The organism is Micromonospora echinospora (assembly GCF_014203425.1).
Classification (GTDB): Bacteria; Actinomycetota; Actinomycetes; order Mycobacteriales; family Micromonosporaceae; genus Micromonospora; species Micromonospora echinospora_A.
Genome location: NZ_JACHJC010000001.1, coordinates 3,822,093 through 3,841,848, shown reverse-complemented (window position 1 = coordinate 3,841,848; position 19,756 = coordinate 3,822,093). Strand labels below are relative to the sequence as shown.

Genomic DNA, 19,756 nt, shown 5'->3' with positions numbered 1-19,756 from the left:
CGCAGGCTACCCGGTGGTAACTTGCCGGCATGTCCATCGACGGTCGTTTCTCCGGCCGGCTGGCCGGCAAGGTGGTGCTCGTGACCGGGGCGGCCCGCGGCATCGGCGCCCACACCGCCCGCCTCGCGGCGGCCCGCGGCGCCCGGCTGGCACTGGTCGGGCTGGAACCCGACCGGCTCGCCGCGCTCGCCGCCGAGCTGGGCCCCGGGCACGTCTGGTTCGCCGCCGACGTCACCGACCAGGCCGCCCTCGCCGCGGCGGTCGACGGGACGGTCGAGACGCTGGGCGGAATCGACGCGGTGGTCGCGAACGCGGGCGTGGCCAACCGCGGCACGATCGCCGTCGGCGACGTCGAGGCGCTGGTGCGTACCGTCGAGGTGAACCTGATCGGAGTGATGCGCACCGCCGCGGCGACCGTGCCGGCGCTCGTCGACCGGGGTGGCTACCTGCTCATCGTGTCCTCGGCCGCGGCGTTCGCCGCGCTGCCCGGCATGGCCGCCTACTGCGCCTCCAAGGCGGGCGTCGAGCAGTTCGGCAACGCGGTCCGGCTGGAGCTGGCGCACCGGGGCGTGGCGGTCGGCACCGCCCATCCGTCGTGGGTGGACACCGACCTGGTCCGCGAGGCGCGCGCCGACCTGCCGGCCTTCTCCACGGCGCTGGCCAGGCTGCCGTGGCCGCTGCGGCGCACCACCACTGTGGTCGAGTGCGCCGAGGCGTTCGTGCGGGCGATCGAGCGCCGCAGCCGCCGGGTGTACGTGCCACGCGCCGTGGCCGGCGTGCAGGCCGTACGGTCGGTGCTGGTCAGCCCGCTGGCCGACCGCCTGGTGGGCCGCACCGCGCGGACCACCGTACCGCTGATCGAGGAGCAGTCCCGGGCGCTGGGGCGGGGCTTCGGCGCCAGCACGCCGCAGAGGCGGCCGTGACCGCGCCGGTCGACGTCGTCTACGAGCGGCGCGGCGCCGGACCCGCGCTGGTGCTGCTGCACGGCATCGGTCACCACTGCGGCGCGTGGCGGCCGGTGCTGGACCGGCTCGCCGAGGCGCACGACGTGATAGCCGTCGACATGCCGGGCTTCGGCCGCTCGCCGGTGCCCGCCGCCGGGCTTCCCGCCGACATGCGCGGGCTGGCCGCCGCCATGATCGAGCTGTTCGCCGCGTTCGGGCTGGAGCGCCCGCACGTCGCGGGCAACAGCCTCGGCGGGGCGATCGCGCTGGAGCTGGCCGCGCTCGGCGCGGTCTCCTCCGCCACCGCGCTGTCGCCGGCCGGCTTCTGCACCGCGCGCGAGCTGCGCTGGGCGCTGACCGTGCTCACCCTGCACCGCAACGCCGCCCGGCTGCCCGAACCGGTGCTGCGCCGCCTGTTCGCCGCGCCCGCGCTGCGGATGCTGGCGATGGGCATGATCCTGGCCCGGCCCAACCGGATGGCGCTCGACGACGCGCTCGCCGACGCCCGCGCGCTGCGCCAGGCGCGGGCGTTCCGCGCCGTCGCCCGGGCCGGCCGGGGGTACGCCTACGCGGGCGCGCCGACCGTGCCGGTGACCATCGCGTGGGGTACGCGGGACCGGATCCTGCCCTACCGGCAGGCCGCGCTGGCGCGGACCCGGCTGCCTGCCGCGCGGCACCTGGACCTGCCCGGGTGCGGGCACGTGCCGATGCACGACGACCCGGAGCTGGTCGCCTCGGTCATCCTCGGCACCACAGGCGTCCGCCCGGCCTGAGCCTCACTCGGTCGCGCCGAACGGGAACGTGTGCACGTAGCGCATCGTCCAGCCGCCCGGCGCGGCGTGCTCGTCGCGTTCGTAGAGGTGGTCGGCCACCCCCTCGGCCGGTTCCTCGGGATGACGCATCACCCACCGTGGCGGCGGCCCACCGTCCGGCCCCGCGGGCAGATCCCGGGTCAGCTCGTCGGCCGGACCGCCGACGAACCGTACGCGCACCGAAGCCACCGCCGCCCTCCCTGTGTCGACCCCCCGCCGCGAAGCTACCCCGCCGGGACGGGAACCCCCGGCGGTTTGCACAGCTCCGGCGCCGGGTAGCGGGACCGGAGGGCACCGGACGAGGCGAGGAGTGGGCGATGCGGACGCTGGGCGGGCGGTACGAGCTCGAACAGCGAGCCGGCCTGGGTGGCATGTCGGAGGTCTGGCGGGCGCACGACCGCGTGCTGGACCGGACCGTCGCGGTGAAGCTGATCTCGCCCCGGCTCGACGGCGAGGCCGGCTCGGTGGAGCGGATCCGGGCCGAGGCGCGTTCGGCGGCGCGGCTGGTGCACCCGAACGTGGCGAGCGTGCACGACTTCGGCACCGCCACGCTGCCGGACGGCCGGCCGGTGCCGTACATCGTGATGGAGCTGGCCGAGGGCGAGACGCTCGCCGCGCACCTGCGCTCCGGGCCGCTGGACTGGCGGATCGCGGTGCGGGTCTGCGCCGAGGTGTGCGCCGCGCTCGCGGCCGCGCACGCGCACGGCATCGTGCACCGGGACGTGAAGCCCGCGAACGTGATCCTCACCCCGTGCGGGGTGAAGGTGCTCGACTTCGGCATCGCCACCTCGGCCGGCGCGCCGGACCACACTCCGGACGGCGTCGTCGTGGGCACGCCCGCCTATCTGGCGCCGGAGCAGTTCGACCGGCAGCCCGCCACGCCGGCCGCCGACATGTACGCCCTCGGCGTGCTGCTCTACTACTGCCTCACCGGTCAGCTGCCGTACGAGGCGGACAGCACCACCCAGCTGCTCGGGTCGCCGGGTCGCCGGACGCCCCGGCCGCTGCCCGACGTTCCCGGGTTGCCGCCCGAGGTGGCCGAGCTGTGCCGCACCTGCCTCGACGCCGACCCGGCGGCCCGGCCGACCAGCCCGATGGCCGCGCTGCTGCTGGCCGAGGCGGTGGACGCCCGGGTGTACGTGCCGATGAGCGCGATGCTGCCCCGCCAGCGCACGGAGCAGGTGTCGCCGTGGACCAGCCGGGCGGCCGCCGAGGCCACCGAGGCGATGGCCGTCGACGCCGCGCCGAGCGGCCGGATCCGCTGAGCGCGCGTACTGCCTGCCCGGGCGCGGTTTCGCTGCTCAGGGTCCGGGAACGCGGCCGGTGAGTGACGGGAGGAACGCGATGCCGGATCCGAGTTCCTGGCTGGCCGAGACGGCCACGGCGACCGCGGCGGGCGGTCACGTACGCACCGACGACGGCGGTCTCTCCTCCGCCCTGGCGTCCCCGCTGGCGCCGCACTGCACCGGTCTGACGCCGGAGCAGCTCCTGGCCGCGGCGTTCGCCTCCTGCCTGCATCACGCAGCGGTGGAGGCGGCCGGGGAGATCACCGACGAGGCGCACACCGTGCAGGTGACCGCCGAGGCGAAGCTGGGCCGTGACGACGACGGCCGGTACCGGGCCGACGTGCACGCCGAGATCTCCTCGGCGGGACTGACCCGGGATCAGCTGGCCGACCTGGTCGCGTACGCCGATCGACTCTGGCCGTTCTCCAGCGGCGATCCGAGCCGGCACCGGCTCACGGTGACCCCGGCGGAGAACGGCCGGCACTGAGCGCTCACCAGCGGAAGCCGGCGGTCACCGCCCGGTGGTCGCTGTCCGGGGTGCGCAGCACCCCGGCCGCGGTGGGGGTGAGTCCCCGGTAGAGGACGTGGTCCGGGCGGGTGACCGGGAGTTCCGCCGGCCAGGTGAAGCCGAATCCCTGCCCGGCCTCGGCCTGCGCGTCGCGCAGCAGCCGGGTCAGCGGGTCGAAGACCCGGTCGGTGGTGGCGGTGTTCAGGTCGCCGAGCACCACCAGCCGCTCGGCGGGGTCGGCGCGCACGGCGTCGGCCAGCGCGGCGACGGTCTGGTCCCGGGTGGCGGTGTGCCCGGCGCGCGCGGAGCCGAGGTGGACGACGTACACGGTCAGGTCGCCCTGGGGTGCGGCCACCACGGCGCGCAGCGCGCGCTCCCAGCCCAGCCCGGTGTCGACGCCGTGCGCCTCCCGGATCGGCCACCGGCTCCACAGCGCCACCGTCGACACCACCGCGTGGTGCGGGTACTTCCCGGCCAGGACCGACGCCACCCGGTCGCCGTCGGCGACCTCCTGGAGCCCGATCAGGTCCGGTCCGTCGCCCGCGAGCGCGTCCACGGTGGCGGCCGGGTCGGGGTTGCCCACGCGCAGGTTCTGGCTGACCACCCGCACCGAGGCGCCGGCCGCGCCGGCCGCCGGGGGCAGCCAGGCGCGCCCGTACAGGCCGGCCCAGACCAGCGCCGGCAGCAGTACCGCCAGCAGCGCCGGGCGGGAGCGGCGCAGCAGCGCCACGAGCGCGAGCAGGGGTACGCCGAGGCCGAGCAGCGGGACGGCGCTGTCCAGCAGGCTGCCCAGCCCGCGCACGTTCGGCACCGCCCGGTGCCCGGCGAGGAGCGCCGCGAGCAGCACGGCGCAGGCGATGACGACGAGCCCGCGCCGCCTCCGGGAGCCGGGCGGCTCTCCGGGGGCGCGCTCGTCGGCCTGCTGCTCGGTCACCGTGGAGATCGTAACGAGCGCCCGGGTCACCGCGCCGGGGCCTCGCCATGATCCACGACGGCCGGCGTCATCAGGCGTGGTCGATGCCGCCCGTCGGTGGACCGCCGCGCCGGGCGGGCCGGTCGACCAGCCCACCGTCCGCCGAACGGTGGAGGCCTGGTCGCGGCGCCGCGCGCCCGCACCTTCGCCCGGTTCCCACGGCTTAAACCGACATGAGGCATCTTCCGGGTACGCGCGGTTCACTCCTTTCCTGATCCACCGCGCGGAATGCCGACCGCGAATCCGGCAGATTGTGGCGCATGCCACCAATCACCCCGATGGCAAAGGCCCGGAAGCTTTCTAGCCTCGGCGGGTGCATCCCGACCACCCCGATCATCAGCCGTTGCCCGCCAACCGCCCGGTTCGCCGAACGATTGACCCGGCATCAGCCGAACGGAGAGTGGGGCGTCACCGCGCCCCGGAGCCGCCCCGGCGCGGCCCGGCCCGCTCCGTACCGGGCCGGATCGCCGTGGCCACCGGCGTCACCTGCTGCCTCGGCCTGATCGGCGTGGCGGGCGTCGGCGAGACCGGGCCCACGCGTCTGGACGTGCACGAGGCGGTCGCCGACCGGGCCGCCGCCGACCTGCGGGCCTCCCGCGACTTCACCCGCCTCGCGCCACCGGCCGTCGCCGCACCGGCGCTGCCCGCCCCGGCCGTCACGCCGAGCCCGACGGCCTCGGCCAAGAAGCCGCCGCGCAAGCCCGCCCGCCCGAAGAACCCGCGGCCGGTCGCCGGGCTGGACCAGCGGCAGATGAACAACGCGAAGGTCATCGTGGACGTGGGGCGGGAGATGAAGATGCCCCGCCGGGCGCTCGTCGTGGCCGTGGCCACCGCGATGCAGGAGAGCAACCTGTACAACCTGGCCAGCAACGTGCTCCCGGCATCCTTCGACCACCCGCACCAGGGCAGCGGCTCCGACCACGACTCGGTCGGGCTGTTCCAGCAGCGTCCCAGCAGCGGCTGGGGCACCGTCGCCCAGCTCATGCGGCCGTCGTACGCGGCCCGCGCCTTCTACACCGCCCTGCGCGAGGTGCCCGGCTGGGCGGACATGAGCGTCACCGCCGCCGCCCAGGCGGTGCAGGTGTCCGCGTTCCCGGACGCGTACGCCCGGCACGAGGACCGGGCCGCGACAGTGGTGGCGGCGCTGACCTGAGGCGGACCGGTCAGGCGGCACCGGGCCGCACGCCCGCGGCGGCGGTCGGGGTGTCCGCCGGCACCCGCTCCCCGCGCGCGCCGGCCAGGATCTCGTCGACCCGGGACTCGCGGCGACGTCGTGCCAGCAGGGCCGCCTCGAACTCGCGGCGGGCCCGCAGGGCCTCGGCGTACGCCTCCTCCCGCAACCGGCGGGCCTCCTGGCGCGCGGCCTCCAGCTCGGCGCGGGCCGTGGCCAGCAGCTCGGCGGCCTCCCGCTCGGCCGCCGACGGTCCGGCCGTCCCCGGGCCCTCGACCGGCGCGGCCCGCCGGTGCAGGAAGTCGCACAGGTGCAGGGCGTCCGACCGGATCTGGTCCCACTCCCGGCCGGCCCCGGCGGCGCCCTCCGCCCGCGCCGCCAGCCGCCCCAGCCGGAGGCTGAGCTCGTCGAGGCAGGAATCCACCTGACGCCTGTCGTATCCGGTCTCCACCACCGAGAACCTCATGCGTCGCCCCCCAGGCAGCCGGTGTTCGTCCCCACTGCCGATCCTGCGGTCCGGGCACCGCCGAGGGCGGCCGTTCGCGCAAAATGTTCAGATTGCGGACGCCCGGACTTCCCGCCCCTACGGGTGCTTCGGGAGCACGACCACCCGTCCGAAGAACTCGTCGATGCGGCGTACCACGTCGTTGAAGTCGTCCAGGTCGATCGGCTTGGTCACGTACGCGTTGGCCTGCAACGTGTAGCTGCTGACCACGTCGGTGTCGGCGTTGGAGGTGGTGAGCACCACGATCGGGATGGTCCGCAGGCTCTCGTCACCCTTGACCTCGCCGAGCACCTGCCGCCCGTCCATCCGGGGCATGTTCAGGTCGAGCAGGATCACGTCCGGGCGCTGCGCCTCGGCGTGCCGGCCCTCGCGACGGAGGAACTCCATCGCCTCCTGACCGTCGGCGACCACGTCGATCACCTTGTCGACGTCGGAGTCGGCGAGCGCCTCCTCGATCATCAGGACGTCACCCGGATCGTCGTCCACGACCAGGATGCGAACCGGGCTCGGGCTGGTCTGACCCATGCGTTCTACCTGCTTGTCTCGAGGAGGGCGGCCGGCCGGGCGGCCGGTTGCTGGCGGGGAAATGTATCGGATCAGGAGGCGACCGGCTCGGCCGGGTCGACGGTGTAACGGGGGTACCGGAGCACCTCGGCCAGCCCGGTCACGTGGAGCACCCGGGCCACCCGGCCGGTCGCCCCGGTCAGGCGCAGCCAGCCACCGTCGGCGGCGACGAGGTTGTCCCCGCGGAGGAAGGCGGCGATGCCGGTCGAGTCGCAGAAGGTCAGCTCGGCGAGGTCGAGCAGCAACTCACGCCGCCCCTCGGCGACCAGCCGGTCGATCGCCGAGTTCAGCTCGGGGGCCGTGCTCAGGTCGAGCTCACCGGCCAGCCGGAGGCAGGCGTCGCCCTCGTTCCGCCGGGCGTACGTGACGGTGAACGTCACAACGGTCCCCCTCGCTCCCACCGCAGGCAAACCCTTGCAGTAGTGCAAGTATATGGGACGGCCCACCCGGATGCCGTCAGCGGCCCGCCGCCGACAGGCCGCCGACCAGAGCCCGGGACCGGTCGAGGAAACCGGCTGCGCGCGGGAAGTCGCGCAGCTGCTGTCCATAGTGCTCCAGGGTCAGTCCCACCGCTGCGGCCGGCACCCCGCGGCTGACCAGGATCTCCACCAGCCACTCGACGAACGCGGTGAACAGCGTCCCGTCGTTCACATAGAGCGCGGCGGCCAGGAAGTCCACGATGTAGCCGAGGTCGCTGATCGTGGAGTCGAGCTGCGCCGGGGTGTAGCCGGCCACCGACGGCACCCGCTCCCGCAGGTCGGCCAGGGCGCTGTCGATCAGCTCGCCGCGCCGCTTGACCAGGCTGGCGTACTCGTCGTCGGCCAGGTGGTCCAGCTGGGCGGGCGGCACCTCGCGCAGCGCCCGCTCGTCGGCGACCAGGTCGGCCGCGGCCGGCGCGTCCGGCGCCCACGGCACACCCAGCACACGCGCCCAGCGGCCGTCCTCGCCGAAGCCCCGGCCACCCACCACCACCGGCACGTCGGAGCGGCGGCACGCCTCCACCATCCGATGCGCGTGCGGCAGCCGCATCGGCAGGGCACAGGCGAGCGCCACCGCCTCCGCGTCGTAGCGGTGCAGGTAGGAGACCAGGTGGGCGGCGGGCACACTGGCGCCGAGGAAGACGACCTGCCAGCCGCGCAGCCGCAGCACCTCGGCCACCAGCCGGGCCGGCAGCGCGTGCCACTCGCCGTCCATGCAGGCCATCACGATCCGTCCGCGGGTCGGCCGGGGATCGGCGTACGCGGCCACCGCCGCCACCACCCGCTCGCTGATGTGCGTGGCGGCGTGCTCCTCGGCGACGCTCCACTCGTTGCGCGCCCACCGTTCGCCCACCTCGGCCTGCGCCGGGGCGACCAGATCGAGCAGCACCCGCTCGGCGGGCACACCGGCCTCCAGCAGCTCTCTGGCCACCGCCACGGCGGCGGCCTCGTCGGCGTCGGCCAGGCACTGCAGGTAACGGGCGAAGGCGTGACCCGGATCGGCCTCGACAACCGGCACTGTCACGCGGACCACTCCCTCGTTCGCTCGGCCGCGCCCGGTTCGGGCACCGCGTGCAGGTGCCGGGGCGTCCGCCCGGCCGGGCCGGTCGCCCGCAGCGCAAGCACCGCGATGTCGTCGTGGTCGCCGTGCGCGAGCCAGTCGCAGGTCACCTGCTCGATCCGCTCGGCCAGCGCGGGCGCCGGCATCCGGTGGCAGCCGGCCACGGCGTTGAGCAGCCGCTCGGCGCCGAACTGCTCGTCGCCGCGCAGGCCGCCCCGCGCCTCGGTCACCCCGTCGCTGTACAACAGGCAGGTCTCCCCCGGCGCCAGGCGCACGATGACCTCGCCGATGCGGGGATCGGGCACCACGCCGATCAGCATGCCGCGCAACGGCACCACCTCGACGTCACCGGACTCCCGCAGCACCAGCGGTGGCAGGTGCCCGCCACCGGCCAGGGTCAGGGTCAGGCCGCCGTCGCGGTGCGGGCGCGCCACGCCGAGCACCATGGTGGCGAACCGGCCCTGCCCGTGCGCCTGGGTGGTCTCCAGCAGCGCGTCGTTGAGCAGCTTCAGCAGCCGCCCGGGCTGGGTCTCGACCCGGTGCAACGCCTGCAGGCACTGGCGCAGCTGGCCGGTGAAGACGGCCGCCTCCACGCCCTTGCCCGACACGTCACCGAGGAAGAAGACCGACCCGCCGTCGGTGAGCTGGTGCGAACCGTAGAAGTCGCCGCCGATGCGCAGGCCCGCCTGCGCGGGCCGGTACGCGGTGCCCCACTGCACGCCGGCCGCGGGTGCCGGCTCGACCGGCAGCAGGCTGGCCTGCAGTGTGTCGGCGACCTCGGCCTGGTCGCGGTAGAGCAGGGCGGTGGTCAGCGCCGCGCCAGCCCGTGCCGCGAACGCGCGGATCAGGTCCACATCGGCCTCGTCGTACCAGCGGTCGGCGCGACGGGCCACCAGCAGCGCGCCGGCCGGCGCCTCCCGGCCGGGCAGCGGCACCACCCGGGCGACGGCGCCGGCGGTGTCCAGACCGGGCAGCCAGCCCGCCTCGGCGGCCTGCTCGACCAGCCAGTCCATCTCGTGCGGCTCGGCGCCGGACAGGCCGGCCTCGATGGCCGCGGGCAGCGCCGGGGCGGGCAGCATGCCGCTGTCCACCACTGGCGCCTGGTCGTCCGCGCGTACCGCCCGCCACCACCGGGACCGGCCGGAGCGGGGAGCGAGCACCAGGACCGCCACGTCGGCCACCGTCGGCACGGCGAGGCGGACCACCGCGGCGGCCGCCCGGTCGGGGTGCAACGGGTTGCCGAGCTTCTCGCCGACGACGGCGAGGAACGCCGAGCGGGCCCGCTCGGCCAGCAGCGCGTCGGCCCGGCTGACGCTCTCGGTGACGTCCTCGACGTACCAGCAGCGCCGGTGACCGGACAGCGCGACCGGCCGTACGCGCAGCCGCCGCCCGTGGTGGGTGAACTCGGCCGGTCCGTCGCCGCGCAGCGCGTCCACGCCCGCCGCGACGAGCAGCTCGCCGGCGCTCACCTCGGGAAGCAGGCGCTCCGCGACCGGGCTGACGTGCCGCACGACGCCGTCGGCGTCGCAGACGACAAGGCCCTCCCGGAAGTGCTCGACGACCTGGGACCAGTCCGGGACGGCGGGACCGCGGTCGGCTGCCAGCGGCGGCAGGGCGGGCGTCGCCGGAGCGGCGGCGGACCACGCCGTGGACCGTGCGGCGCTGGGCGTGGAGATCCGTCCGTCGCCCGGGTCGGTACCCCTGACGTCGGCAGCAGTCACCAGCTGAGCCCCACTCTCCTCGTCGGCACCCCCGGGGCGCCGGCGGGGCGCCTGTGGTCAGATCTCTACGCCCCACCCTACGCCGGTGTGCCGGGACCGCCACCCCAGCAGCGCTGCCGGGGCGGCTCGCGCACGCCCAGCGGAGCGGTGCCGCTGTTGTTACGATCCAGGCATCCTGCCCGACCGGCAGCGTGCGGAAAGGCGTGATGGTGGTTCCTCAACGCATAAGGCCCGAGGCGACCCCGCTGAGCATCTCCGTGGATCGTTCCGACCCGGCCGTCCCGGTGCTCGGCGTCAGCGGCGACCTGGCCTACGCCACGGCGACGCCGCTGCGCGCGGAGGTCGACCGGCTGCTCGCCGGGCGTCCCGCGACGCTCGTGTTCGACTTCGCCGACCTGCTGTTCCTGGACAGCACCGGCCTGTCGGTGATCGTGTACGCCTGGCGGGAGGGCCAGCAGGCCGGCACCCGCATCGAGCTTCGCGCGGTCCCGCGGTTCCTGGAGACCATTCTCGACCTGACCGGCGTCACCGGCCTGCTCGACCGTTCCCCGGTGGACGACCAGCCCGGGTGGCCCGCCGTGGATTCGGCCGCCTCCGCGTGACCCCGGGGGTTTCCCGCCGGTGCCCGGCTGGGAACATGGACGCGTGCCCTCCCAGATGCTGACCATCGAGGCGGACCGGCTCGACGCCGGCGCCGCCCGGGTGCGGCTGGCCGGTGAGCTGGACTTCGACACCGCCCCGGAACTCGTCGAGGCCGTGGCGCAGCTTCGCCTCGACGGCTACCAGGAGGTGGAGCTCGACTTCGCCGGCGTGGTCCTCTGCGACTCCTCCGGGCTGAGCGCGCTCGTGGTGATCCACCGCTCCGGCACCGGCGCGGTCCGCCTGCGGAACACGAACACCCAGATCCGGCATCTGCTGGACCGCACCGGCCTGGCCGAGCTGCTGGCCGCCCCGCCCCGCAGCGTCACCGGCAGCGCCCGCGAGGTGGGCTGACCGCCCGCGCGGCGTTCCCGGGAAGGGGTGGCCCCCGGCCCTGGGACCAGGGGCCGGGGGCCGGGGGCCGGGAGGATGGCTCAGGCGGCAGGCGCGGCCTGCCGGCGCGGACCGCTGTCGCGCGGCTCCGCGAGCGGGGCCTCGGCGTCCTCCGGCGCGCCGGAATCGGGCGTCTGGAACAGATAACGGACGAAGTCTCCGGTATCCCCGTCGTCGTCCGCGCCGGGCCACTGCCCGACGCAGTCGACGCCGATCACCTCACGCCCGGTGCCGTCGTGGTGCTCCAGCAGCGCCCAGAGGGTCACCGGGTAGCAGCGGGTGACGTCCGGGCCGATGCGCCAGCGGGCGTACCACCCGGGGCGGGCGGGGACGATCTCCACGATCCGTTTCATGCCGACCTGCCCTTCCGCGTGCGTCGGAAGTTGTCCGGTCCATCCGATCCTGCCGCCCGCCGGGGTGAGCGCTCCTCACCCGCAGCGAGTGAAGCCTCCGCCGGGCGGCCCCCCGTTAGCTTCCCGGCAGCGACGGGAACGCGGTCGGCGCAAGCGCAACCGACCAGGAACGAGGTGCGACGATGCGCAAGCAGATGGAGGGCGACAACCAGCGCCGCCGGGCCCTGGCCCGTCAGGCCCGCGAGCGAGGGCTGCGGCCGAGCCAGATCGGCGCCAGCCTGAGCGCGTCCAAGCAGGTCACCTCGCTGGACCAGCACGACCGGTCCGGTCCGCCGCCGGCCGGGCGACACAAGCCGGACACCACGCGCGGCGGTCCCGCGCCGCCGCCGGTCGGCGTCGCGGAGCGGCCGCGCCCGCTGCCGGACCCGCAGCCGTCACCCGGCCTCTCCCTGGGCTACCGGGATCTCGTCGACGACGTGAGCCGGCGCGCCGGGGTGGACTTCACCCAGGCCAAGGTGGCGGCGGAGGCGACAGTGCTGGCCCTGGCGTGGGCGCTGGACGAGGCGGAGCGGGAACGGCTGCTGGACGCGGTGCCGCTGACCCTGCACGACGTGGTGCCGGTGGACGGCATGGAACGCCGCCGCGACCTGCCCGGCTTCCTGGCCGAGGTCGGCCGCCACAGCCGCCTCACCCCGGAGCAGGCGCGGTACCAGGCCGGGGCGACGCTCGCCGCGCTCGCCGAGGCCGACGCGGAACTGGTCGAGTCGCTACGCGTACCGGACGAGTTGCGCGACCTGCTCGGGCCGACCGACTACGGCGGCGGCCTGGTGGGCGCGTCCTCGGCCACCGCGCCGCTGACCGAGCCGGAGCTGCGTGACGCGCTCGCCTCGCTGCCCTACTGGTCCAGCGACCGGCGGTCGCTGGTGCGCACGATCGAGTTGCCCGGCGGCAACCTGGACCGGGTGCTCGACCGGCTGGACCAGCTCAAGGCCGAGGTCGGGCGCGCGCCGCAGATCGGGCGGCCGGACCCGGACAACGCCGTGCTCACGGTCCGCACGCAGCAGGTCGACGGCGTGACCGCGGCGGACGTGGACCTCGCGCACCGGGTCGACGCGGCAGTCGACGAGGCGGGCGCCGGAATGGCCGCCGGCTGAGCCGGCGCCGGCGCGGCCCCGGTCCCCCGCGGGCCGGGGCCGCCCGCCGCCGCGAGGTAGCGTGTCCCGCCGTGGAACGCGACGCCGAGGCCCTGGAGATCGTTGTGGACCCGGCCCGCCCGTCCGGGCGCACGCTGCTGGCCGACGGCGTCGAGCAGTCGTACGTGGACGTCGCCGACGCCCGGTACCTGCACTTCGAGTACGTGCGGCGGATCGCCGCCGCGATCGACCTGGCCGCCCCCCGGGGCGTGGCGCTGACCGCGCTGCACCTCGGCGGGGGCGCGCTCACGCTGCCGCGCTGGCTCGCCGCCACCCGGCCCGGCTCGGCGCAACGGGTGATCGAGCGGGACCCGGGCGTGGTCGAGCTGGTCCGGCGCAAGCTGCCGCCGCTGCCGCCGGAGGTGGTGGTGGCGCTCGGCGACGCCCGGGAGGCGGTCACCGAGGCGCCGTCCGGGGCGTACGACGTGGTGGTGGCCGACGTGTACCGGGCGGCCCGGATGCCTCCGCAGGTGGCGGCGCTCGAGTTCGCGGCGCAGGTGGCCCGCGTGCTGCGCCCGGACGGCCTCTATCTGATCAACCTCACCGACCTGCCGCCGCTGGCGCACACCCGGGGACAGGTGGCCACGCTGCGGGCGGTGTTCGCCGACGTCTGCCTGGTGGCCGACCGGCGCATGCTGCGCGGGCGGCGGTACGGCAACGTGGTGCTGGCCGCGTCGCCCGCCGCCGGGCGGCTGCCGGTGGACCGGCTCGCCAACCGCGTCGCCGCCGATCCGGTGCCCGGCACGGTGCTGCACGCCGCGACGCTCGACGCCTTCGCCGCCGGCGCCCTCCCGGTCACCGACGCCGACCTGGGCTGAGCCGGGGTTTCCCCACCCGCGCGGCGGGTAGCCGCGCCGGATGAGCGCCGCCTCGGACCGGTCCACCGCGCGCCGGACGCTGATTGTGATCGGTCTGGTCCTCGCCACTGCGGTCGGACTGGCGCTGGTCTGGGCCACCCGGCGGGTGCTGGTGTGGGGGCTGGTGGCGGTGTTCTTCGCGGTCGCCCTCAAACCGCTCGTGGACCGTCTGGAACGTCGGGTACGCCGCCGCGCGCTCGCCACGCTGCTGGTCTTCCTGGCCGCGTTCGCGCTGTTCGCCGCCATCGGCGCGCTGATCGTGGTGCCGCTGGTGGACGAGGTGGGCCGGTTCGCAGACCGGGCGCCGGAGCTGGTACGCGAGGCGCAGGCCGGACAGGGACCGTTCGGGCGGCTGCTGGAGCGCTTCCACCTGCTCCGGTACGCCGAACCCGGCCAGCTCCGCCGGTTCGGCGCCCGGCTCGGTGACCCGACAGTCGGGGTGGTTCGCAGCGTCGTCCAGGCGGTTGCCGCCCTGGTCACCGTGGTGGTGCTGGCGTACCTGATGGTCCTGGAGGCGCCGAAGATCGTGGCCGCCACGCTGCGGCTGACCGGCGACGGCGCGGCGGCGCGGCTGCGGCGCATCGGGCGCGACTCGTCCCGGATCGTCACCGGCTACCTGAGCGGCAACCTGCTGATCAGCGTGATCTGCGGCGGTCTGACGTTCGTCGTGCTGTTCCTGCTCGGTGTGCCGTTCGCCGCGGTGATCGCGCTGACGGTCGCCGTGTTCGACCTGATCCCGCTCGTCGGCGCCACGCTCGGTGCGATCGCCGCGGCCGGCGCGGGGTTCCTGCACTCCCCCACCGCCGGCATCGTGGTGCTGGTCTTCTTCGTGGTCTACCAGCAGGTGGAGAACCATCTGCTGCAACCGGTCATCATGGCCCGCGCGGTCCGGCTGAACCCGTTGACGGTGCTGGTCAGCGTCCTGCTGTCGGTCGAGCTGGCCGGGCTGGTGGGCGCACTGCTGGCGATCCCGGCGGCCGGCATCACGCAGGTGCTGCTGCGCGAGTTCGTGCCCGCCGGGCGGCAGGCCCTGCCCCGCCCGGCTGACGGCGAGCCGTCGGGCGGGGACGCAGACGTCGAGCCGTCAGGCCCGGACGCGGACGCAGCGCCGTCAGGCCGGGATCCGGCCTGACGGCGCTCGGGCCACGGTCAGCCGCGGCGGGCCAGCTCCGGGGACTCGCTCTCCAGCGGCACCGCGTTGGCCGGCACCAGGCCCAGCTGTACGGCCGGGCGGGGCAGCGTCGCGTCGAGCGCCCAGTCTGCCGCGACCCGGGGACGGTTACCCGGCATCGCCAGCAGGTGGTAGCCCCGGGTGACGGCCTTGGCCGGCAGCCCGGCCAGCGGCACCTTCAGCGGGTTCGCCGCCGCGTCCTTGCCGCCCAGGTCGACGACCCAGCCCAGGTCGTGGTGCTTGTACGACTTGCGGGTGCCCTGCCCGTAGGACGCGGCGATGTTGTGCGCGGCCAGCTTGCCCTGCCGCTGGGCGTGCTGCGCGGTCATCGCGCACACCTGTCCCGGGCGGGTCGGGTCGGGCACGGCGGCGGCGTCGCCGCAGGCGAACACCTCCGGGAAGCCGGGGACGTTGAGGTACTCGTCGACCACCAGCCGGCCCTTCTCGGTGCGCAGCCCCAGGTCGGCCACGAACGGGTCGGGGCGTACGCCGACGCACCAGACGAGGCTGCACGTCGGGACGTACTCGCCGTCGGTGAGCATCACCCCGTCCGGGGTGGCCTCGGCGACCGAGGTGCCCATCCGCACGTCCACGCCGCGCTTGCGCAGCACCCGGTCGGCGGTGACCGACATCCGCCGGTCCAGTTCGGGCAGCACCCGGGGCGCGACGTCGAGCAGCATCCAGCGCGGCCGGACCTTCAGGTGCGGTCGCTGCGCCATCAGCCGGTCGGTGAACAGCTGCCCGTGCGCGGCCACCTCCGTACCGGTGTAGCCGGCGCCGACCACCACGAACGTGGAGCGGGCCCGCTGCTCGGCCGGGTCGTCGGTCAGCTCGGCCAGCTCGATCTGCCGGACCACGTGGTCGTGCAGGAACAGCGCCTCGGGCAGCCCGCGGAAGCCGTGGGCGTACTCGGTCACGCCGGGGATCGGCAGCAGCTTGTTGACGCTACCGACGCTGAGCACCAGCCGGTCGTACGCGATCTGCCCGTGGTCGCCCTCGACGGAGCGGTAACCGACCCACCGGTTCTGCAGGTCGACCCGGTCCGCTTCGCCGATCACCACGCGGACGCCGTCGAGGGTGCCGGTCAGCGGCACGGCGATCCGGGTCGGCTCCACCACGCCGGCCGCCACCTCGGGCAGCAGCGGCAGGTAGAGGAAGTAGTCGGTCGTGTTGAGCAGGACGATCTCGGCCCGGTCGCGGGCCAGTCGGCGCAACGTCTTGGCCGCGTGGTACCCGGCGAACCCGGCCCCCACGATCACCACCCGTGGTTTCGTCATGCCTGCTGCCGTTCCCGGGCAGACCTGCGACAAACGTACCCATGATCCATCCATCGGCGGCTATATGGACATTCCTCGTGATCGGCGCGAGGATGCCGGGATGGGAAACCACGAGACCGCCGAGGACGGACCCACGAGGTCCAGTCGGCGTACCTTCCTCACCGCCTCCGCCGCGGCCACCGCCGCCGCCGTCGCCACCCCCCTCGCCGCCGCCCCGGCCGCCGCCGCGACCACCGCTCCCCCGGGCCCCGGCCGCCCGGCCCGGCCGCAGCGGCCCGGCCGCGAGCTGACCGCGCTGCTGCGCGAGATCGACAGACGCCGGATCGAGGCCACCGTGCGCCGGCTCGCCGCGTTCGGCACCCGCCACACCCTGTCCAGCCAGACCGATCCGGTACGCGGCATCGGCGCCGCCCGCGACTGGATCCACGCCCAGCTGTCCGGGTACGCCGCCGCGTCGGGCGGCAGGATGAGCGTCGAACTGCAGTCGTACGTGCAGCAGCCCGCCTCCCGCATCCCCACCGCGACCACCATCACCAACGTGGTGGCCACCCTGCGCGGCGACGTCACGCCCGAGCGGGTGTACGTCATCACCGGCCACTACGACTCCCGGGCCACCGACGTGATGGACGCGGTCAGCGACGCGCCCGGCGCCGACGACGACGCCTCCGGCGTGGCGGTGGTGATGGAACTGGCCCGGGTGCTGTCCACCCGCCGCACCGAGGCCACCATCGTGCTCGCCGCCGTCGCAGCCGAGGAGCAGGGACTGTACGGCTCGGCGTACCTGGCGTCGCAGTTGAAGGCGGCGGGCGTCGACGTTCAGGCCATGTTCAGCAACGACATCGTCGGCAGCAGCACCGCCGACGACGGCACCCGCGACCCGCGTACCGTGCGGTTGTTCGCCGAGGGAGTCCCCACCGCCGAGACCCCGGCCGAGGCGAGCGTGCGGCAGTCCGTCGGCGGCGAGAACGACTCCCCGTCCCGGCAGCTCGCCCGGTTCGTCACCGACGTCGCCGAGAACTCCGCCACCGGCATGGACGTGCGCGTCATCTACCGGCGGGACCGCTACCTGCGCGGCAGCGACCACATCTCGTTCCTGCGCGAGGGCTGGCCGGCCGGCCGCTTCACCGAGCCCAACGAGGACTTCGCCCACCAGCACCAGGACGTGCGCGTGGTCGACGGCGTGCAGTACGGCGACCTGCCCGAGTTCTGCGACTTCGACTTCATCACCCGCGTGGCCCGGGTGAACGCCGCGACGCTGTGGTCACTGGCCCAGGCGCCCGGCACGCCGAAGAACGTGACAGTGGTGACCACCAACCTGACCAACGACACCACGCTGCGGTGGCAGCGCGGCCCGGAGCCGGACCTGGCCGGGTACGAGGTGGTGTGGCGCGAGACCACCGCCGACCAGTGGCAGAAGGTGCTGCCGGTCGGCGACGTCACCGAGGTGACCATCGACCTGTCCAAGGACAACGTCTTCTTCGGCGTACGGGCGGTGGACCGGGCCGGGCACCGCAGCCCGGTCGCGTTCCCGAAGCCGGGTAGCTGAGGCTGCCCGGTCATGCTCCCGGGCGCCGGGCCCTCGCGGGTCCGGCGTCCGGCGGGTCAGTGCGCCGGGCGCGACTCCGTTCGGCGGCTCAGCGCGGTGCGGCCCGGTTCGGCGTGGACGCGACTCGGCGCGGCCCGGTGCGGCGTGACGCGGCCCGGTGCGGCGTGACGCGGCTCGGTGCGGCGTGACGCGGCTCGGTCGTCAGGCGGTGATCGCCCAGCGTTCGTGGTCGCGCCACGCGCCGTCGACGAACAGGTAGTCCGGGGAGAAGCCCTCCAGCCGGAAGCCGAGCCGTCGCGCCAGCCGCTTCGACGGCTCGTTGCCAGGCTGGATGTTCGCCTCCAGCCGGTGCAGCCCCAGCGGCCCGAACGCGTACCCGATCACCAGCCGCACCCCGGCCGAGGCGTGTCCGGTCCCGGCGTACGGCCGGAACGCCGCGTATCCGAGGTAGCCGCCGCGCAGCGCGCCCAGCACGATGCCGCTGATGTTCGCGTACCCGGCGATCTCGCCGCTCTCCCGGTCGCAGAACAGGAAACCGGAGCTGTCCCGCCGCCGGATCTTGCGCAGGTACGCCGCGTACCGCAGCGCGTCGTCCGGCGCCGACAACCACGGATGGTGCAGGTCGCGGCTGCGCCGGACGGCGGCGACGAACTCCGCCTCGTCGGCAGGGCGGGGACGGCGGATGGCGACGTGACCGTCGCTGCGCAGATATCGCACCGCCCCACTCTCGGACACCGCCCCTGTCCCGCCCCACCCGGGTCACGCCCGCCCCCGCCGTCCTACTCACCGAGAGAACCGTCCCACTCCCCAGGACCAAGAGAGATCTTGGAAGGAAAGCGCCCCCATAGGGGCCATTTCGTACCAAGATCTCGCTCACCACACCCACGCCCACGATCTTGCAGTTAGCGCCCCCGGGGTGCCAGGTTTGCGAGGTTTGCCGGGCACCAAAGTGCAAGATCGCGTATGCGTCCCGGGGCGGGTGTGAGGGCTGGTGTCGAGACTGTGCGTTTCGCGGATTCCATGCGCACCAGGCGGCCATCGCAGCCGGGGGCCGGGTGGTGTGGTGAGCGGTGTCCGGTTCGCTGGGCTGGGCTTGGCGGGGGTGTGGTCGGTGCCACCGTGCGGGTGGAATCGGGGCCGGGTGCGGGGCGTTGTACATGGCAGACCGCGCCGCACCCCGCCGACCGCCCCGCCCCGCCCCCAGCGGGCAGGGAATCAGGTCGGGACGCCGGTCGTTACATCCCCGGGCCGCCGAGCAGGCCGACAGCGCCTGACGAGCAGTCCACCAGACCGGGCGACGCCCGCCGGGAATGACCCCGGGCCGCCGGTCGTTACATCCCCGAGCCGCCAGAGCAGTCCACCCCCTTGGTCGCCCGTGCAGGCCACCGGCCCGAAGCACACACCGGGCCCCTTCGACTTCCGCGGCATCCCCCATCGCCGCGTACCCCCGACAGAGAGGCAACTGATCATGGCTACCACTCTGCTGCGCAAGACCGTTCTGACCGCTGCCGGTATCGCCGCCACCGCCGGTGGCATCGCCGGCCCCGCCGTCGCCGCCCAGGCCACCCCGGCCGAGCGCGCCGCCGCCCAGGTCACCACCGACCGCAAGCACGGCGAGCGGGAGCTCGACGTGCGCTACGAAGCCCAGCCCAACTTCTACTTCTGCGGCCCCGCCGCCGCCCGTAACGCGCTGAGCGTGCAGGGCAAGAACATCGACGTGCACGCCATGGCCAAGGAGATGGGCACCACCGAGTCCGGCACCAACTCCATCAACGACATCACCCCCGTGCTGAACAAGGAGACCGGTAAGGACGTCTACAAGTCCACCGAGATCCCCATGGACAAGGCCCGCGACCGCGACAAGGTCGACAAGCTGCGCGCCGACGTGGTACGTACGGTCGACGACGGCCGTGCCGTGGTGGCCAACATCGCCGGCACCGCGACCGACACCGACGGCAACGCCCACTCCTTCGAGGGCGGCCACTACATCAGCGTGGTCGGCTACCGCGACGACGGGAAGATCGTGACGATCGCCGACTCGGCCAACCCGACCCAGGCCTCCTACCGGATGGACGTCGACGAGCTCGCCCGCTGGATCGCCAGCCGCGGCTACAGCTCCTGACCGAACACGAAGGGCCCGACCCCACCACGGGGTCGGGCCCTTTTGCGCGTATCCAACGGCTGCCTTCCGGCCACCTCGTCGTCACGCGGGTGTCGGCACCCGGACGGGTCGCTCCACCACGCTGGGTCGCGCCGGGATCGTCCGGGCGAGCGCGAAGGAGCAGCAGTGGCAGCCGAGGAGGG

The 19,756-nt window shown here is 74.7% G+C and carries 22 protein-coding genes; 12 read left to right on the top strand and 10 right to left on the bottom strand.

Annotation, left to right across the window (positions count from 1 at the left end):
• The first annotated feature begins 29 nt into the window (after nt 1–29).
• On the top strand, nt 30–923 hold the full coding sequence (locus FHU28_RS17790) for an SDR family oxidoreductase (RefSeq protein WP_184685632.1): 894 nt from the start codon (nt 30–32) through the stop codon (nt 921–923).
• A complete protein-coding gene (locus tag FHU28_RS17785) occupies nt 920–1,717 on the top strand; it encodes an alpha/beta fold hydrolase (RefSeq protein WP_184685631.1) in 798 nt (265 codons plus the stop codon). Before FHU28_RS17790 ends, FHU28_RS17785 begins: the two co-directional genes overlap by 4 nt.
• Nucleotides 1,718–1,720: 3 nt before the next feature.
• Here the strand turns inward: FHU28_RS17785 and FHU28_RS17780 are convergent, their stop codons facing one another.
• A complete protein-coding gene (locus FHU28_RS17780; RefSeq protein ID WP_073829757.1) occupies nt 1,721–1,945 on the bottom strand; it encodes a hypothetical protein in 225 nt (74 codons plus the stop codon).
• A 128-nt stretch (nt 1,946–2,073) separates the two neighbouring features.
• Between FHU28_RS17780 and FHU28_RS17775 the strand changes: the two genes are divergently transcribed.
• Both FHU28_RS17775 and FHU28_RS17770 read left to right on the top strand, forming a co-directional pair.
• Complete coding sequence (locus FHU28_RS17775; RefSeq protein WP_184685630.1) at nt 2,074–3,021, top strand: serine/threonine-protein kinase; 948 nt, start codon at nt 2,074–2,076, stop codon at nt 3,019–3,021.
• Nucleotides 3,022–3,100: 79 nt separating this feature from the next.
• Nucleotides 3,101–3,529 (top strand): OsmC family protein, encoded by a 429-nt coding sequence (locus FHU28_RS17770; RefSeq protein ID WP_013285994.1) that lies wholly within the window; start codon nt 3,101–3,103, stop codon nt 3,527–3,529.
• A gap of 4 nt (nt 3,530–3,533) precedes the next feature.
• Here FHU28_RS17770 and FHU28_RS17765 read toward each other — a convergent pair whose 3' ends face one another.
• The gene (locus tag FHU28_RS17765; RefSeq protein WP_184685629.1) at nt 3,534–4,484 is read right to left on the bottom strand and encodes an endonuclease/exonuclease/phosphatase family protein; all 951 of its coding nucleotides are present in this window, start codon (nt 4,482–4,484) and stop codon (nt 3,534–3,536) included.
• Nucleotides 4,485–4,836: 352 nt separating this feature from the next.
• Here FHU28_RS17765 and FHU28_RS17760 point away from each other — a divergent pair, with 352 nt between their 5' ends.
• Entirely contained in the window at nt 4,837–5,676 is an 840-nt protein-coding gene (locus tag FHU28_RS17760) for a hypothetical protein (RefSeq protein WP_184685627.1), read from the top strand.
• Between the two features lie 10 nt (nt 5,677–5,686).
• Here FHU28_RS17760 and FHU28_RS17755 read toward each other — a convergent pair whose 3' ends face one another.
• The 5 genes from FHU28_RS17755 to FHU28_RS17735 form a co-directional block, all read right to left on the bottom strand.
• Nucleotides 5,687–6,160 carry an ATPase gene (locus tag FHU28_RS17755; protein ID WP_073829760.1) on the bottom strand — a complete coding sequence of 158 codons (474 nt, stop codon included), beginning with the start codon at nt 6,158–6,160 and terminating at the stop codon, nt 5,687–5,689.
• A gap of 117 nt (nt 6,161–6,277) precedes the next feature.
• Nucleotides 6,278–6,724: a response regulator gene (locus FHU28_RS17750; RefSeq protein WP_116510576.1), complete on the bottom strand. Its 447-nt coding sequence runs from the start codon at nt 6,722–6,724 to the stop codon at nt 6,278–6,280.
• A gap of 71 nt (nt 6,725–6,795) precedes the next feature.
• Nucleotides 6,796–7,143 (bottom strand): STAS domain-containing protein, encoded by a 348-nt coding sequence (locus FHU28_RS17745; RefSeq protein ID WP_184685625.1) that lies wholly within the window; start codon nt 7,141–7,143, stop codon nt 6,796–6,798.
• 76 nt (nt 7,144–7,219) lie between these two features.
• Nucleotides 7,220–8,266, bottom strand: a complete 1,047-nt coding sequence (locus tag FHU28_RS17740; protein ID WP_184685623.1) for a cobalamin B12-binding domain-containing protein — start codon at nt 8,264–8,266, stop codon at nt 7,220–7,222.
• Nucleotides 8,263–10,023, bottom strand: coding sequence for a PP2C family protein-serine/threonine phosphatase (locus tag FHU28_RS17735; RefSeq protein ID WP_184685621.1), 1,761 nt, complete (start codon nt 10,021–10,023; stop codon nt 8,263–8,265). The genes FHU28_RS17740 and FHU28_RS17735 overlap by 4 nt, the downstream gene beginning before the upstream one ends.
• A gap of 257 nt (nt 10,024–10,280) precedes the next feature.
• Here FHU28_RS17735 and FHU28_RS17730 point away from each other — a divergent pair, with 257 nt between their 5' ends.
• Nucleotides 10,281–10,625 carry an STAS domain-containing protein gene (locus tag FHU28_RS17730; protein ID WP_311773612.1) on the top strand — a complete coding sequence of 115 codons (345 nt, stop codon included), beginning with the start codon at nt 10,281–10,283 and terminating at the stop codon, nt 10,623–10,625.
• Between the two features lie 43 nt (nt 10,626–10,668).
• Nucleotides 10,669–11,016, top strand: coding sequence for an STAS domain-containing protein (locus FHU28_RS17725; RefSeq protein WP_311773611.1), 348 nt, complete (start codon nt 10,669–10,671; stop codon nt 11,014–11,016).
• An 80-nt stretch (nt 11,017–11,096) separates the two neighbouring features.
• On the opposite strand, the gene FHU28_RS17720 is transcribed toward FHU28_RS17725, so the two are convergent.
• A complete protein-coding gene (locus FHU28_RS17720) occupies nt 11,097–11,408 on the bottom strand; it encodes a hypothetical protein (RefSeq protein WP_184685618.1) in 312 nt (103 codons plus the stop codon).
• A 182-nt stretch (nt 11,409–11,590) separates the two neighbouring features.
• Here FHU28_RS17720 and FHU28_RS17715 point away from each other — a divergent pair, with 182 nt between their 5' ends.
• The 3 genes from FHU28_RS17715 (at nt 11,591) to FHU28_RS17705 (ending at nt 14,590) form a co-directional block, all read left to right on the top strand.
• Nucleotides 11,591–12,562, top strand: coding sequence for a DUF2267 domain-containing protein (locus FHU28_RS17715; RefSeq protein ID WP_184685616.1), 972 nt, complete (start codon nt 11,591–11,593; stop codon nt 12,560–12,562).
• Between the two features lie 71 nt (nt 12,563–12,633).
• The gene (locus tag FHU28_RS17710) at nt 12,634–13,419 is read left to right on the top strand and encodes a spermidine synthase (RefSeq protein ID WP_184685614.1); all 786 of its coding nucleotides are present in this window, start codon (nt 12,634–12,636) and stop codon (nt 13,417–13,419) included.
• Nucleotides 13,420–13,459: 40 nt separating this feature from the next.
• Complete coding sequence (locus FHU28_RS17705) at nt 13,460–14,590, top strand: AI-2E family transporter (protein ID WP_260413056.1); 1,131 nt, start codon at nt 13,460–13,462, stop codon at nt 14,588–14,590.
• A gap of 17 nt (nt 14,591–14,607) precedes the next feature.
• Here the strand turns inward: FHU28_RS17705 and FHU28_RS17700 are convergent, their stop codons facing one another.
• Nucleotides 14,608–15,906: an NAD(P)/FAD-dependent oxidoreductase gene (locus FHU28_RS17700; protein ID WP_184685612.1), complete on the bottom strand. Its 1,299-nt coding sequence runs from the start codon at nt 15,904–15,906 to the stop codon at nt 14,608–14,610.
• A 100-nt stretch (nt 15,907–16,006) separates the two neighbouring features.
• On the opposite strand from FHU28_RS17700, the gene FHU28_RS17695 reads away from it, so the two are divergent.
• Nucleotides 16,007–17,452, top strand: a complete 1,446-nt coding sequence (locus tag FHU28_RS17695) for a M20/M25/M40 family metallo-hydrolase (RefSeq protein ID WP_184685610.1) — start codon at nt 16,007–16,009, stop codon at nt 17,450–17,452.
• 201 nt (nt 17,453–17,653) lie between these two features.
• Here the strand turns inward: FHU28_RS17695 and FHU28_RS17690 are convergent, their stop codons facing one another.
• A complete protein-coding gene (locus tag FHU28_RS17690; protein ID WP_311773610.1) occupies nt 17,654–18,169 on the bottom strand; it encodes a GNAT family N-acetyltransferase in 516 nt (171 codons plus the stop codon).
• Between the two features lie 751 nt (nt 18,170–18,920).
• Between FHU28_RS17690 and FHU28_RS17685 the strand changes: the two genes are divergently transcribed.
• Nucleotides 18,921–19,574: a C39 family peptidase gene (locus tag FHU28_RS17685; RefSeq protein WP_184685607.1), complete on the top strand. Its 654-nt coding sequence runs from the start codon at nt 18,921–18,923 to the stop codon at nt 19,572–19,574.
• Nucleotides 19,575–19,756: the final 182 nt, after the last annotated feature.